Raw genomic sequence first — 13,952 nt, 5'->3', positions numbered from 1 at the left:
ATGTTGCCGGTTCCATCAGATTTTTCTATTTTATCCCTACGGAAACTAGACTAAACGCCGGCATCCGAAAACACCGTCAGGCATTCCCACCCGGACACCACAGGCGCCATCTCAGGCAGGCGGACCGCACCCACTAACTCCTCAATTTCTCCCACTCAGATACCTTGAAGCCGGTGAGTACTATATCCCCCGCTACAATCAGAGGCCGTTTCACAAGCATCCCATCTGTTGCAAGCAGTTCAAGCTGTTCTTCTTCACTCATATCTGGAAGCTTATCTTTTAATTTCATTTCTTTATAAAGCATCCCGCTCGTATTAAAGAATCTTTTCAGAGGCAGCCCGCTTTTCTGGTACCACTCCTTCAGTTCTTCCTTCCTCGGGTTTTCTGTCTTAATATTTCTCTCCTCGTAAGAGATGCCCTGCTCTTCCAGCCACTTTCTGGCCTTCTGGCAGGTCGTACATTTTGGGTAACAAACGAATAACATCATATCTCCTCACTTTCCAATTTTCTTTTCTATATCCATCTCCGGTTCTGCTGTTCACTTTGTACAGATCTCCAACCGGACGCAGGCCCCTTTCCGGGAATCGGAATTACTCAGGATCAGCTTTCCGCCCTGCTGCCTGGCAAACGACTGCACAATAAACAGCCCCATGCCATAATGGCTTTTGGAATTTCTGCTTCTGTCACCCTGATAAAACTGTTCCGGACCACGGCGGATATCCTCCTCGGTAAAACCAGGGCCGCTGTCTTCTATCTGAAAACAGAGCACGTCCCCGTCTTCTGTTATCTTAACGGCTATGTTCCCGCCTTTTGGAGTATATTGTGAAGCATTGTCCAGGAGATTTTCCCAGGCACGCAAAAGCATCTGCCTGTCACTTATAATATAATCTGAAACCACCGAAATTACAACCGTTATGTTCTGCCCTCCGGCGGCTGCCATAACTCTTGCATTTTCAGCAAAGGATTCGGAAAATTCTTTGATCTTTATTTTTTCCTTCTTAAACTGCATGGCGCCGTCAGATTTCAGCATTTCCTGAAGCATGCGCATATACCGCTCTATTCTGTCCGTCTCCTGCAGGATATATTCCTGACATTCCCTGCTTTCCTCCATGGAATCTGCTTCACAGGCCAGCTGGGTATTCCCGCGTATAACGGTCAGCGGAGTCTTGATGTCATGAACCAGTGCACGGATCTGCTGACGCCTGTTCTCTTCCATTTCCCATTGCTGTTTCAGAGATGACTCCAGCGCTTCTTTCATCTGGACAAGAGAATCCATGACTTCATTGATCTCTGCAATCCTGGAATCCGGTTTTTCAAAATCCAGATTCTGCAGCCTGACCTTCTCCGTCACCTGCTTCACCGTTTCCAATTCCCTGCGGATCATATTTCCAAACTTCCGGATCAGCAGAACAGATTGTATTAAAAACAGAATAAGAAACAATAATATAAGGCCCTCTGGTGCGCCCGGAAATATTTTTCTGAGCAGTGGATTTGTGAATTCCGCTTTTAAATGATAGACCGCCAGACACACTTCTCCATCGCGTGAAAAATGCTTCAGATAGCCCCATGCCCCATCTCCGCCGGCACCCCTCTCATACTCTTCCCACGCCTTTTCCTGATCCTTCTGACTCAGATTCCCGTAAAGAAATGTACCGTCCTCACTATATACGCCGTAACGGCAGTTATCCGGTATCATATCCTCAGTTACCTGATCGGCTTCCTGTATCTTAGTACGCTGCTTTTCCAGCGCCACTTCACTGTAATTGGCCGGCAGCACTGCTCCCAGCGCGCCTAAAACGCCAAAAATGATTACACAAATCAGTAAAAGGCCTGCTGTCATCAGACAGAACCAGACCAAAAAACGCCGAAAAACAGATTGCACAGTTACCTTACGCTTCATTTCCATTTATAACCTATCCCCCATACCGTCTCTATCGGCTCCTTACCGGCCCGGGAAAATTTTGCCCGGATATTTTTTACATGCTCTGTGATCGCCGAAACATCTCCATCTTTATCATATCCGAATATGCGCTCATAAATCTGTTCCTTTGAAAATACCTGTCCATGGTTCATTGCCAGAAATTCGCTGATTTCATATTCACTTTTTGTAAGAGGCACCCGGATTTCACCCACCTCAACTGTTTTTCCCGCCAGATCGAACCGCACATCCTCTATCAGAGCCGTATGTCTCTTTTCCCGATTTTCCCTACGCAAATGGGCCTGTACCCGCGCCCTCAGCTCCCCGATCCCAAAGGGCTTTGTAATATAATCGTCACCGCCGGACGCAAGACCGTACATGATACTGTTTTCATCGGTCCTGGCTGTCAGGAACAAAATCGGACAGTCAACCTGGCTGCGGATCTGTTTGACAAATGTAATTCCATCCGTTCCCGGCATCATAATATCCAGCAGAAGCAGGTCGTACTGATTCAGATTTTCTGTTTTAATCTCGTCGGCACAGTTTAAAACTGTCACACTGTGCCCTTCCTTTTCCAGCGCCCGCCGGATTACCGTAAGAATTGCAGGCTCATCATCTACCGCGAGAATCCTGGCCATACTCTCACTCCCCTCTCTCATAATGTCAGATATTTTGGATACCGTCTAATCTTCCATCCGTTTTCCTTCATAAAAATGGAACCAGAGATAAAGCAGCAGAATCCCTGCCACGGTGATTACACCCATCATAATTCCGCCTGTTTTAAACTGAGCCTCTGCCAGTCCCCATGTCTCACTGTCCACCCCGGCCGCATACTTTACATACATCCCAGTGAAGCGTCCCGCCCAGGCACAGGGAATCCATTGCCAGATTCCTTCTCCGAGTCCGGTCATCAAAAGGGCCGCCAGCAGACTTTCCACGATGCCTGCCCCTATGGAAATCCCCTTTGAAAACCTCATTCCCAGAAACAGGTGAAAACAGTAAGTAAATATCTGAGAGATCCAGATCATTCCTGTCACTATAATATAAAACATTCCCGGCACCGCAGTCTTTTCTACAAACAGATAATATCCTGCGCCAAATCCTCCGATTGTCAGAAGTACTGCCGTAAGATTCCAGAGCAGCAATGAACAAAGCTTAACCGTCAGGTTCACCGCCCTGCTTCTTCCGTCTCCCAGCAAATTTTGAAAGTGCCCCGCCTGTTTTTCCTGGTCTGCCGCCAGTCCGCAGACAAACCCAACAAGTGAGGGGCAGACAATAGAAACCACCTCCACATAACCAGAAATCTTCCCCCAGCTGCTCCACCCTGAAATACGATAGTATAATAAAAACACACCAATTCCAGCCAGCGGCATAATGATATGGAGCCACAATATCCATGTTCTTCGCATCTTCAAAAATTCGGCGCAAAGCATTTTAAATCCGCTTCTCCTTTGTTTCAGCTCTCCCATCCTTTTCGCCCCTTTCCTGCATACCATCCGGCTGTCAAAGCCCAGACCGCCAAAAACAGCGCCAGTGAAATTCCAAGCCCCAGAGGGATTACGGAAGCATCCAGTACTCCCGGGAAAAAAGTCTGACTGCCCGGCTCAGCCGGCAGTCCATTGGGCAGAATCTTCAGAACAGGGCACATCAGACGGCTGATATAGGAAAACGGATTCAGCAGCCACCAGTTTGTCGGAGCCCCCAGAATTCCCAGTCCAATATTGCACACCATGCCTAAAAGTATCCCGGCAGCAAAGCCCAGCCATTGATTTACAAAGAGCCAGAGCGGAATCTGCCACAGGCTCAGTCCAATCCAGAGTACTGCGGCCATAAGACCGGCCAGGCTTGAGATTTCCCTGGAGCCGCCGGATAACAGCAGACGGCTTATCACTTCCTGCACAAAGTATATTGACAGAGCCGCTATCACAAGTGTTTTCAGGCTGTAGAAAATCTTCGCACTCCATAATCTTTTCATATCTACCGGCAAAGCCCCCATAGCCCGATTCTTCATCTTTCTCTCCCGCTGTCCTGCAAACGCAGTACTAAGCAGCAGCAACATCGGGAAAAACGTTGTATACCACCAGTTATACTGGTTCATCTGATAGTACCTGCTGTCCTGTCCTGAAAAGATAACTGCGATAACAATACTGAATAAGGGTACGATCCAGAACAGTTTAGCTGCCACGGTGTGTCTGTTTTTCAGATTTTCCGCTTTCATATATGCTAACAACATAATTCACGCCCCCTGTTCTTTCTTACCACATCTGTGAACAGGCTTTCCAGATCCTTCCCCTGCTTCATGCCGCCCTGATAGCCCAGGACCCCTTCCGAAATAATCCCGATGTAATCTGCTACCTGTTCCACTTCGCTTAAAATGTGGCTGGAAACAATCACTGTGATCCTCTGATCGGAAAAATCACGTATCATATCCCTGAGCTCCTGGATACCAAACGGGTCCAGCCCATTGGTCGGTTCATCCAGAATCAGAAGCGACGGGCTGTTCAATAGCGCTATGGCAATTCCGAGCCGCTGTTTCATGCCCATGGAAAACTGCCCTGCGCGCTTTTTACCGGTATTCTTCAGGTCCACAATATCCAGTACCTCCTGAATCCGTTTTTTCGGAATCCCCAGCAAGAGTGTACGGACCTCTAAATTTTCTACCGCCGTCAGATTCTCATAGAGAGGCGGCTGTTCAATCAGTACCCCCGTATCTTTCAGGTTGTCCCTGCTCCACTTGCTGCCGTTGAAATAGATCTCCCCTTCGTCTGGGCGGATCATGCCGGAAAACATCTTCATAAGCGTGGACTTTCCGGCCCCATTAGGCCCCAGAAGACCATATACACAGCCTTTCGGAACCATCAGGGATACGTTGTCCAGTACATTCTGCTTTCCAAAGGCTTTACGAATCCCCCTTGTTTCTAAGATCACTTCATTCATTATAACTCCTCCTTATATAACTTTTCTATAAGATTAGTTTAAAAGAGAAGTATAAGGAATTTATAAGGAATTAAAAGACCCGGAATTTTTTATTTTATTCGTAGATGTCCATCAGCCAGTATCGAAGCTTTGTCAATTATAAATTTTGCCGGAGTATATTCCCATCACCGCTCCGGAAGGTGGAAAAAATGCATTTTTTTTATTGGAATGGTCAAAAATCTGAATCCACGGATGGTACATCGCTGCATAAGTACTGTCCACCTGATCCCGGTATTCAATTAATTTTCTCTTATCTACCATATCTCTGGGCATGTCCAATACAGCCACTCTGCTCAGTGTTTTTTCACAATGGGCAACAAGAGAAGTGATCACACCGGGTATGGTAATTCCCGGAACTGCCATCATACTGACCATATGGTTATCTAAAAATGTCTGGATCCCGGTTCTTGCCCCTGGTCCGCCATCCATACCTGTAAATGTTCCTGCCGACACCTGTTCCTTTGTCCCGTCCTCTCCGCCCTCCAATAGAACGGAAGCTACGTCTTTCCCCAGCTGCAGTGCCTCTACCGGGTTTCGCAGTTCCTCAGTGCCTCCGTGATAATTGACGCTGACCAGTCCGCTTTTTTCTATCCTGCGATTCATACAATTCCCGGCTGCTTCATATAGGCTTAATTCCGTATATTCCTCCGTCTCATCCTTACACCTGACCTGAATTTCCAGTTCGGATAGCAAAATGTATTTTTCCGGAAGCAGATTTTCGTCTGTGACATTCTGCGAAAAAGCATTTTCAAAAGTCACTTCATTTCCGCATATGGAAGTAATTCTGTTGTACTCCTCTTCTGCTTTCACGAGGCTTCCCTCGCAAAAGCCTGACACAGATTTTGCAAGATACACCTTATCGCTTTTCTGTTCCAGAAGCTGCATCTTTTTCCTCGCAACCTCTGAAAAATCCAGTCTGACCTGGTTCCCCCACCTTCCTTCACTTGATGCCCTGACAGTCAGCACCTGATTCTCAAACACTGCTGTTTTCGCATCTGCCGGAAGTACCCTTGCTACATAGCAGCGCGTCCCTCCGTTCTGAAAAAACTGTTCCACAGCTCCCGCCAGATACCTGTATTCTCCGAATACTTCCTCACTCAGGTATCCACCATACTGCCTTTTAAAATCACTATAGTTTGTAACCAGAACCGGTTCTCCCCCAGCCTTTCCTTTTTCTGCCAGACCTACAAAGCCTGCCGTACTCGTTCCAACACCTACCATCCCCCCGGGTAAATCATCGGGGTCCTCCACGTATACCCCGGGTGATAAATATTCTGCCATTTTGCCCCTCCTTTTCATCCTGTTCGGCCGCTTTCGACCTGACACAGTACCACAGTTGCGCATATTCTCTGCCGGTCTTTCCTCTTTATTTTTATATAACAAACCGAATGATTTTTCCTGTAAAATCATCCGGCTATAAAAAATCTATTTGTCCCCATTAATCCAATCAGTTTCCCTATACTACCTTTGTATTTTAACATGCTGGAAATAAAATGTAAATCCCGCTCCCCTTCGCTATAGTAAAGGATAACCGTTCATCTTCCTTAATGAGAAAATATTTTGTGTTCGAAAATAGATACTTGTCTTGCGTATTTTTCCTAATATGATAAAATATTGACGGAAGATAGATTTTTGCCCCGCATTTTTTACGGCATTTAAAAAAGGAGGATCACATATGTACTGTTTTAGAAAGATAACCAATGACTTATACTGGGTAGGCGGAAGCGACCGCCGTCTGGAGCTGTTTGAAAATATTTTTCCTATTCCGAACGGTGTTTCCTACAACTCCTACCTGCTTATGGATGAAAAAACCGTTCTTTTTGATACGGTAGACACTTCTATAGGAAGACAGTTTCTGGAAAATGTAGAGGCAGTTCTCGGAGACAGAACTCTTGACTATCTGGTTGTAAACCACATGGAACCGGACCACTGCTCCCTCATCGCAGACCTTGTGCTTCGCTACCCGGACATGCAGATTATCGGTAATGCAAAAACATTCCCTATGATCGACCAGTTTTATGACATGGATTTAGAAGGCAAGAAGATTATAATGAAAGAAGGAGACACGTTCTCCTGCGGTACGCATACCCTTCACTTTGTCATGGCGCCGATGGTACACTGGCCGGAGGCCATGATGACTTACGACGCTGCTGACAAAGTTCTGTTTTCAGCAGATGCATTCGGAACCTTTGGTGCACTGGGCGGCACGATTTTCAATGATGAAATCGACTTTGACAGAGACTGGCTGGACGATGCCCGCAGATACTATACCAATATCGTTGGGAAATACGGCGTGCAGGTACAGAATGTACTGAAAAAGGCTGCCGGGCTGGATATTCAGTATATCTGCTCTCTTCACGGTCCGATCTGGAGAAGCAATCTGGAATATATCATTGGAAAGTACAACATCTGGAGCACATATGAGCCGGAAGTCCAGGGCGTTATGATTGCCTATGCTTCCATGTACGGCAATACGGAGAATGCCGCAAATGTGCTGGCAGCAAAACTTGCCGATGCAGGTGTGAAAAACATGGTCGTTCATGATATATCCCGCACACATGTATCCCAGCTGATATCCGACAGCTTCAAATACAGCCACCTTGTGCTTGCTTCCCCGACTTACAACGGCGGTGTATATCCGGTGATGGCGAATTACCTGGATGACATGAAAGCACTGAATGTACAGAACCGTACGGTAGCTGTACTCGGCAATGGAACCTGGGCTCCGATGTCCGCAAAGCTCATGGAAGCTAAAATCAGTGAGATGAAAAAGATGACAATCCTGACAGAAAACTTATGCATGAAATCCTCCCTCAAGATGGAACAAATGGAGGCAATGGACGAGCTTGCCGGGAAACTGGCCGAAAGTATTCTGGGCAGCAAATAAGAGAAATTAATTATAAGCACCAGAAAAGAACCCGCCGGATGTGTTCACATTCAGGCGGGTTCTTCCTATGTAATATTTGATTGACGCTGATTATTTAAACTCACTCTGTCCTGGATAGTTCACTGCAATATAGCTCTTGCCGCGGTTTACTTTCAGTTCTTTCCCGCTTTCATCGAAAAAGCGAAGATAAGAACTCTCATTGTTGGCTTCTTTATTCCAGTGGATCTTCTGTACGCCGCCGTTGGAAACATAATAGCCGACAGAGGAGTCGCCTCCATACCAGTTAATCTCTTTATGCCCAATATCATCGCGGACAGATATGTCTGTCTCCAGTACAAACACATTGGTAAACGCCAGCTGCGTATTCGTTGCATTGTCCATCTGCGGATTGCCGTTCAGCTGCTTCAGATACGTCTTAGATGCCTCATCATAAGTAAGCGTTGCCGATGCTGCGCCAAAATTAATATTAACGTTTGTGCAATCGGATCCCGCCGGCTTCAGCTGCTCATCCATGCCGTTAAACTGGAACGCGGTTCCCTTTTTATCATCTGCCAGATCGGTTCTCTTCCCCTCGGACTGCACCACCTCAGCGAATCTTGTCCCGTCAAAAAATCCGGTATGTTCCAGAGAATATCCTGCATTCAGCCGGTCCTGGTCACGCCCGAACAGGCCGCCCGCATTATTCATTCCGTCGTACTGGTCCAGATTCAGCATCTCCAGATAGTCGGCGATACTGTCATCAATTCCCCAGTTCACGTAAAATGCGTCATATCCCTGTGAAAATGCCGGGAAATAATAACGGCAGCTGCGGACTGCACAGATCTTCGGCACTGTTGTATAATCCGCATATAAAGCCATCAGACGGGTCACATCTCCTTCTACCGGAACCTCATATATAATATCTGCCTTGGCAACTCCGTACTGCGGCATAGCGTCCTGCACATTATTCACCATAACGGCAACAGGTCTTTTGCCGATGGCACCGTCCGTCAGATCGCCAAGCCCTGTCAGCAGATTCTGATTTGCCGGCACATCTTCCTTCTTCGGCTCCTCTTTTTTCTCTTTTACTTCTTTTTTAACTTCCTTCTCTGCTCTTTTTGGCGCTTCTGCCTTTTTACAGCCAGCCATACCAAACACCATAAGAAATACCAGTAATACAATACCTGTTCTTTTTAAGTTTTTCATATCCTTATATCCCCTTCTTCGTAACAAACATTTTATACATATTACATTTTATCAGATTTATATAGAAGTACAACCCTATATCACAAACATTATTATTTTAGATGCCAGCTTCCCTGGAACTGCAGCGCAATAGCCATGGATAAAGAACCGTCAATGGCAGCCCTATTACCAGGACATAGATATACCGGACGCCAAACGCCGTTGGGCTCGCGGCCATCAGAGTAATCCAGTTTCCTGCCAGAACCAGCAGTGGAATCATGTATATGGACTTTTTACGCATCCAGCATAATACAATATCGAATAAAAGGATCCATACAAGCAGCCCTGTAGAGATATAGTCGTACCTTTCTGCCAGTTTTTCCTGCATTGGATAGCCGAGGCGATTTTCAAAAGGCTGACTCTGATACATGCCCCACCAGTTTTTCGCAATATCCGTTTTCACAAACTCGTAATTCGTTTCCCCGCCTATATGCCAGAATCCATAGGTTCCCATCAGATACTGTTTTACATAAATATCAAAATTCTTTGTCAGCATAGACAGCCAGACTTTAAAGAATTCCGTTTTATGGCTGTCCAGATACTCCGTGTCGAATTCAGGGGCCCATTTAACCGGGTCCGCTAAAAATGGCCAATAGTAATCCTGATACTTTTCCAGCGGCAAAAGATGATCCATAAAAGCTTTTTCTTCCTCCGTCATCTTTCCATCCTCAATAACGACTCTTGCCATCTGCTGCAAAGGGATGCCAATACTCTCCACAAAAACATTTTCCGCTGAAAATACATGCTCATATACAGGCCCCGTAATAAACCAGACCAAACCAAGACTCACCACTGACGTTATCAAAACCCGTTTTATGCGTTTCCTGTAAACGATTAATAGACCTGCACTCAACAGAATTCCGATATAAATCCCATTATTCCTCATCAGGGATGCAAGAATAATCAGCCCCGAATAACAAATTAGAATTTTCTTATCCAAAAAAGAGTCGGGTTTTATCACGACATGATCAATCAGCAGCAGTGTCAGAAGAATAAGGATGCCGCTGAAAACCGGATCCTTCCACATAACTACCGCATAGTTTCCAAAAACCGGAGCCGCCGCAAAATAAGCAAGTCCCAGATAAATCAGGATTTTCTTAATCCCTTTTTGCTCAAGCCATTCCATCAGGTGCCCCAATATTGCCGCCATAATAAGCATCTGAAATACAGAATATAAAGCAATGCTGATATTATAATCATTCAGACAATGGCCTACAAACAGAAATCCACCAACCACCAGAGTATAAAAAACAGGAAAATGATTGTCCCATGGCATCTCCCCAAATACAATTGCCATAGATACCGTAGCATCATCTGGTACAATCCCCGGGAAATATGTGACAAGAGAAGGAATCCAGGCAATAAACAGAATAATACTGTAAAGCAGCCAGTTCTTTTTATTCCATTTTGATATTGGTAATACTTCCATTGTCATGCCGTTTTTTATCTTGGAATCCACACTGATCAGATACAAATCAAAAAACAGCAGGCAGCCGGCCAGGAAGTACAGGAGGAACCAAAAAACATCGGCTACAGTAAAGGCCAAAAAAGCGGCACTGTCCGCATGTATCTTATGTCCCGCAACGACCATAAGCGAAAACAGTATTCCCAGCAGCAGAGTCGCCCCTAATATGCGTGCGCTCTTCAGCCTTCCAGAATTCTTCCATGCAAATTTAAGCCCTATATAAATCAGAATTGAAAATAATGCAATATAAACCGGATTCATCAGCCAGCTTTCCTGATGGAAAAATACCAGGTTTGCTATTGTAATAGCCAGAATCAAAAAGAATATATCTGATTTCCCCCTCAAAAAGTTCTTATCCCAAGCCACTATTCCTTCTCCCCACCCTCTTCTTCCAAATTACTCTCACTGCAGATATAGATAGGCCTTTTTTTAGTCTCCAGATAAGTTTTAGACAGATACATGCCCAAAATCCCAATACAGAGCAGCTGGATCCCGCCAAGCATCAGAATAATGCATGTCATGGATGGCCAGCCGTCCACCGGGTCGCCGAAGCACAAAGTTTTAATCAAAATAATGACGAGAAAAATAAATGCCACAACACAGACGGTAAGCCCCATAACCGATGCCATTGCAAGAGGGGCCGTAGAAAATCCTATAATGCCCTCCATACTATAGCGCAGCAGTTTAAAAAAGGACCACTTCGTCTCTCCTGCTATTCGCTCCACATTCTCAAACTCAATCCATTTCGTCTTAAATCCAACCCAGCCAAAAATGCCTTTTGAAAAACGATTATACTCACTCATCTCTAAAATTGCACTTTTAAACTTTCTTGTCATCAAACGGTAATCTCTTGCACCATCCATAATCTCTGTGGAAGAAATCTTGTTCATCAGCCGGTAAAAACAGCGGGCAAAAAAGGAACGTATCGGAGGTTCTCCTTTTCTTGTCACCCGGCGGGTTGCCGCAGAATCATATCCTTCTTCTCTGACCGCTTTGAGCATCTTGGGCAGCAGCGACGGTGGATCCTGCAGATCTGCATCCATCAGTGCCACGTAATCTCCGTCTGCATTTTTAAGCCCTGCATAGATTGCCGCTTCTTTCCCGAAATTCCTGGAAAAAGAAATGTAGCGAACCCGCTTGTCCTTCTCTGCCATCTGTCTGATGAGCGCTAACGTCCGGTCTTGTGAGCCGTCGTCTACAAAGAACACCTGCAGGTCAAATTCCTTCAGCAGTTCTGCTGTCTTTTTAAATTCCTCATAAAATAATGGAAGAACCTCTTCCTCGTTATAGCATGGAACAATCAGTATCACGCTTTCTTTTGTCATATTCAATACTTCCTTACTTCTTTAGTCAGCCTGTTTTTTAATAATAACGCTTTTTCGGTACATATTCAATACGAAATGGCATGAACATTGCAGATCTGCTGTTTCTATAGTATAATTGAAAATAAAAATCCGAGGTTTTCATACATGAACAGTAAAGCACTAAAAACCAACCTGCTTCTTATATTCTTCGCCTACTGCTCCACCTGGGCGCTCCCCTATGCCATGGAATCAGGGGATTCTGCCCTGCGCTTTTCCAATCACATTCTGAGTCTGGTCTGCCTGATTGCCATCAGTTTTTTCTTTATTAAGACCTGGCCCAGATTAAACAAAAGAATTCTCACTGTCTCTCTGATCTTCGGAGCCATGTTCGCATGTATGCTGATATTTGGGAGCCAGCTTGCATTAAATGACTCCATAAAGTGGACCAGCCCACTTACCTGGCTGTCCATCGCTGCATTTGCCCCGTTTATGGCGGCATTGCTTGCTAATATTCTGATATACTATGATAAATTTCTGCTGTTTCTTCAAAAAGCCGATATCAGGATTACCCGCATTTTTAAGACAGAAAAGCAGCTGTTTCTCTGCCTGTGGGGTATTTTCTTTTTCGTATGGTTTATTGGCCTTCTCGCTGCTTTTCCCGGCATATACGCCTATGACAGCATCTTCCAGGTCAATTATGTACAGACTAGTCAGATGAGCGCGCATCATCCCGTCCTGCACACTTACTGGCTCTACGGCTGTATCCATCTGGGACAGACGGTTTTTAAATCGGCGGAATCAGGCCTTCTTATCTATTCGCTGACACAGATGATTCTGCTTTCCGGTATACTCGCTTATTTTCTTAAAAAATTATGGGACAGACTACCTAAGATCGTCATTTTGTTTTTTGCCTGCTGTTTTGCCTTTTTGCCATATAATATTTTATTTTCATTCAGTGCAACTAAAGATGTAATATTCAGCGGGATATTTGCTCTACTAATCCTCAAGACTTATGAACGGATCAAGTCTCCTGAGATTTATTTTAAAAGCTTCAGGAAACAGGTGGATTACGTCTTCTGGCTGTTTCTATTGTGTGCATTCCGAAATAACGGAATCTATGCAATCTGCTTTATGGTTCCGTTTCTGCTGTTTTTCTTCCGCCGTTACTGGAAACAGACCGCGTTCTCCATATTCGCGCTTTTTTTGTTGTGGGGGCTTTATACCGGGCCAGTTTACTCTGCACTGCACATTGAAAAAGGAAGCAGCGCCGAGATGTTAAGTGTGCCTATGCAGCAGATGGCAAGAAGCCTGATGACCGTTCCCGAGCGCTTTACTCAGGAAGAGAGGGAACAGATTGCAGAATATATACCCGACTATGAAAAGTACAGCTCAAAAATATCGGATTATATAAAAGATACTTTTAATGCAGAAAAATTTAATGAAGATAAAGCCGCATTTATTAAACTGTGGATCGCCTGCGGCTTGAAAGCCCCGGATGTCTATTTGGATGCGTGGTGCTCCATCTCTTCCGGAAACTGGTACCCCTGCGAGGATTACCCGCTTCCTGATGCATGGCATCCTTATATCATGTACGATAACTATACTCCTGATGACGGGTATGGGGCGGATTACCTTTGGATAGAACGAAGCAGTTATATTCCTGCCCTGTCTTATTTGCTGAGAGGCTTCGCACTCTCTGGTGCGCATCAGTATTTTCCGGCTGTTTCTATGCTTTTTAGTCCGGGGATTGGGTTCTGGGTGCTGTTGGTGGGTGTGGCTTTATGTGTAAATAAGAAAAATTACAGGGCTTTCGTTCCTTTTAGCCTTATGTTTGGGCTTTGGGTGACTATGATGCTTGGGCCTATTGCACTGCTGCGGTATACCTATCCATTGATGCTGAGTGTGCCTGTAGTAAGTAAACGTCAAACCATCCGCCTTTCTTTCTGATGAGTTTTATGGCACACTTGAAAAAATGCAAAAAACTAACTAGTTTTTTCAAGTGGAGGTAAATACTATGGATAAAACCACTCATGAAGTAAGGCTTGCTAATTGGAAATCAATTATTGAGCAATGTCAACAGCGACCGGAAGGACAGACTGCCAAACAGTGGATGATGGATCATGACATCAGCGAAAAGAGCTACTACTACTGGCTTCGCAAAATACGCAAGGAAGCATA

12 protein-coding genes are annotated in these 13,952 nt (G+C 45.2%); 2 read left to right on the top strand and 10 right to left on the bottom strand.

Annotated features, from left to right (window positions below):
* Positions 1–133 precede the first annotated feature (133 nt).
* From HMPREF0240_RS21915 to HMPREF0240_RS21885, 7 genes are all read right to left on the bottom strand, one after another.
* Positions 134–484 carry an arsenate reductase family protein gene (locus HMPREF0240_RS21915; RefSeq protein ID WP_035314573.1) on the bottom strand — a complete coding sequence of 117 codons (351 nt, stop codon included), beginning with the start codon at positions 482–484 and terminating at the stop codon, positions 134–136.
* Positions 485–538: 54 nt separating this feature from the next.
* Entirely contained in the window at positions 539–1,906 is a 1,368-nt protein-coding gene (locus tag HMPREF0240_RS21910) for a HAMP domain-containing sensor histidine kinase (RefSeq protein ID WP_009005587.1), read from the bottom strand.
* Positions 1,897–2,556: a response regulator transcription factor gene (locus HMPREF0240_RS21905; RefSeq protein WP_009005586.1), complete on the bottom strand. Its 660-nt coding sequence runs from the start codon at positions 2,554–2,556 to the stop codon at positions 1,897–1,899. Before HMPREF0240_RS21905 ends, HMPREF0240_RS21910 begins: the two co-directional genes overlap by 10 nt.
* 45 nt (positions 2,557–2,601) lie before the next feature.
* A complete protein-coding gene (locus HMPREF0240_RS21900) occupies positions 2,602–3,387 on the bottom strand; it encodes a lantibiotic immunity ABC transporter MutG family permease subunit (protein WP_035314570.1) in 786 nt (261 codons plus the stop codon).
* Positions 3,375–4,151 (bottom strand): lantibiotic immunity ABC transporter MutE/EpiE family permease subunit, encoded by a 777-nt coding sequence (locus tag HMPREF0240_RS21895; protein ID WP_050794597.1) that lies wholly within the window; start codon positions 4,149–4,151, stop codon positions 3,375–3,377. The genes HMPREF0240_RS21900 and HMPREF0240_RS21895 overlap by 13 nt, the downstream gene beginning before the upstream one ends.
* Positions 4,142–4,855, bottom strand: a complete 714-nt coding sequence (locus HMPREF0240_RS21890; RefSeq protein WP_009005585.1) for a lantibiotic protection ABC transporter ATP-binding protein — start codon at positions 4,853–4,855, stop codon at positions 4,142–4,144. Before HMPREF0240_RS21890 ends, HMPREF0240_RS21895 begins: the two co-directional genes overlap by 10 nt.
* 132 nt (positions 4,856–4,987) lie before the next feature.
* Complete coding sequence (locus HMPREF0240_RS21885; protein WP_050794596.1) at positions 4,988–6,175, bottom strand: hypothetical protein; 1,188 nt, start codon at positions 6,173–6,175, stop codon at positions 4,988–4,990.
* Between the two features lie 394 nt (positions 6,176–6,569).
* Between HMPREF0240_RS21885 and HMPREF0240_RS21880 the strand changes: the two genes are divergently transcribed.
* Entirely contained in the window at positions 6,570–7,781 is a 1,212-nt protein-coding gene (locus HMPREF0240_RS21880; protein ID WP_009005583.1) for an FprA family A-type flavoprotein, read from the top strand.
* Between the two features lie 90 nt (positions 7,782–7,871).
* On the opposite strand, the gene HMPREF0240_RS21875 is transcribed toward HMPREF0240_RS21880, so the two are convergent.
* The 3 genes from HMPREF0240_RS21875 to HMPREF0240_RS21865 all read right to left on the bottom strand — a co-directional run bounded on the left by HMPREF0240_RS21875 (position 7,872) and on the right by HMPREF0240_RS21865 (position 11,795).
* A complete protein-coding gene (locus tag HMPREF0240_RS21875) occupies positions 7,872–8,966 on the bottom strand; it encodes a DUF3048 domain-containing protein (protein ID WP_035314568.1) in 1,095 nt (364 codons plus the stop codon).
* 97 nt (positions 8,967–9,063) lie between these two features.
* Positions 9,064–10,836, bottom strand: coding sequence for a DUF6020 family protein (locus tag HMPREF0240_RS21870; protein WP_009005581.1), 1,773 nt, complete (start codon positions 10,834–10,836; stop codon positions 9,064–9,066).
* The gene (locus tag HMPREF0240_RS21865) at positions 10,836–11,795 is read right to left on the bottom strand and encodes a glycosyltransferase family 2 protein (RefSeq protein WP_009005580.1); all 960 of its coding nucleotides are present in this window, start codon (positions 11,793–11,795) and stop codon (positions 10,836–10,838) included. Before HMPREF0240_RS21865 ends, HMPREF0240_RS21870 begins: the two co-directional genes overlap by 1 nt.
* A 144-nt stretch (positions 11,796–11,939) precedes the next feature.
* Here HMPREF0240_RS21865 and HMPREF0240_RS21860 point away from each other — a divergent pair, with 144 nt between their 5' ends.
* On the top strand, positions 11,940–13,721 hold the full coding sequence (locus tag HMPREF0240_RS21860; RefSeq protein ID WP_009005579.1) for a DUF6020 family protein: 1,782 nt from the start codon (positions 11,940–11,942) through the stop codon (positions 13,719–13,721).
* The last annotated feature ends 231 nt before the right edge of the window (positions 13,722–13,952 follow it).

The sequence above is a fragment of the Clostridium sp. D5 genome, assembly GCF_000190355.1.
In the GTDB taxonomy this organism is placed as follows: domain Bacteria; phylum Bacillota; class Clostridia; order Lachnospirales; family Lachnospiraceae; genus Faecalicatena; species Faecalicatena fissicatena_A.
The sequence above is the reverse complement of the archived record's forward strand: the minus strand, read 5'-3'. Positions and strand labels throughout refer to the sequence as shown.

Excerpts from the sequence above, each read along its gene's own strand:
- HMPREF0240_RS21875 (WP_035314568.1), bottom strand. The coding sequence starts at position 8,966 with ATGAAAAACTTAAAAAGAACAGGTATTGTATTACTGGTATTTCTTATG.
- HMPREF0240_RS21880 (WP_009005583.1), top strand. The coding sequence starts at position 6,570 with ATGTACTGTTTTAGAAAGATAACCAATGACTTATACTGGGTAGGCGGA.
- HMPREF0240_RS21885 (WP_050794596.1), bottom strand. The coding sequence starts at position 6,175 with ATGGCAGAATATTTATCACCCGGGGTATACGTGGAGGACCCCGATGAT.
- HMPREF0240_RS21895 (WP_050794597.1), bottom strand. The coding sequence starts at position 4,151 with ATGTTGTTAGCATATATGAAAGCGGAAAATCTGAAAAACAGACACACC.
- HMPREF0240_RS21915 (WP_035314573.1), bottom strand. The coding sequence starts at position 484 with ATGTTATTCGTTTGTTACCCAAAATGTACGACCTGCCAGAAGGCCAGA.
- HMPREF0240_RS21865 (WP_009005580.1), bottom strand. The coding sequence starts at position 11,795 with ATGACAAAAGAAAGCGTGATACTGATTGTTCCATGCTATAACGAGGAA.
- HMPREF0240_RS21900 (WP_035314570.1), bottom strand. The coding sequence starts at position 3,387 with ATGGGAGAGCTGAAACAAAGGAGAAGCGGATTTAAAATGCTTTGCGCC.
- HMPREF0240_RS21910 (WP_009005587.1), bottom strand. The coding sequence starts at position 1,906 with ATGGAAATGAAGCGTAAGGTAACTGTGCAATCTGTTTTTCGGCGTTTT.
- HMPREF0240_RS21860 (WP_009005579.1), top strand. The coding sequence starts at position 11,940 with ATGAACAGTAAAGCACTAAAAACCAACCTGCTTCTTATATTCTTCGCC.
- HMPREF0240_RS21890 (WP_009005585.1), bottom strand. The coding sequence starts at position 4,855 with ATGAATGAAGTGATCTTAGAAACAAGGGGGATTCGTAAAGCCTTTGGA.
- HMPREF0240_RS21905 (WP_009005586.1), bottom strand. The coding sequence starts at position 2,556 with ATGGCCAGGATTCTCGCGGTAGATGATGAGCCTGCAATTCTTACGGTA.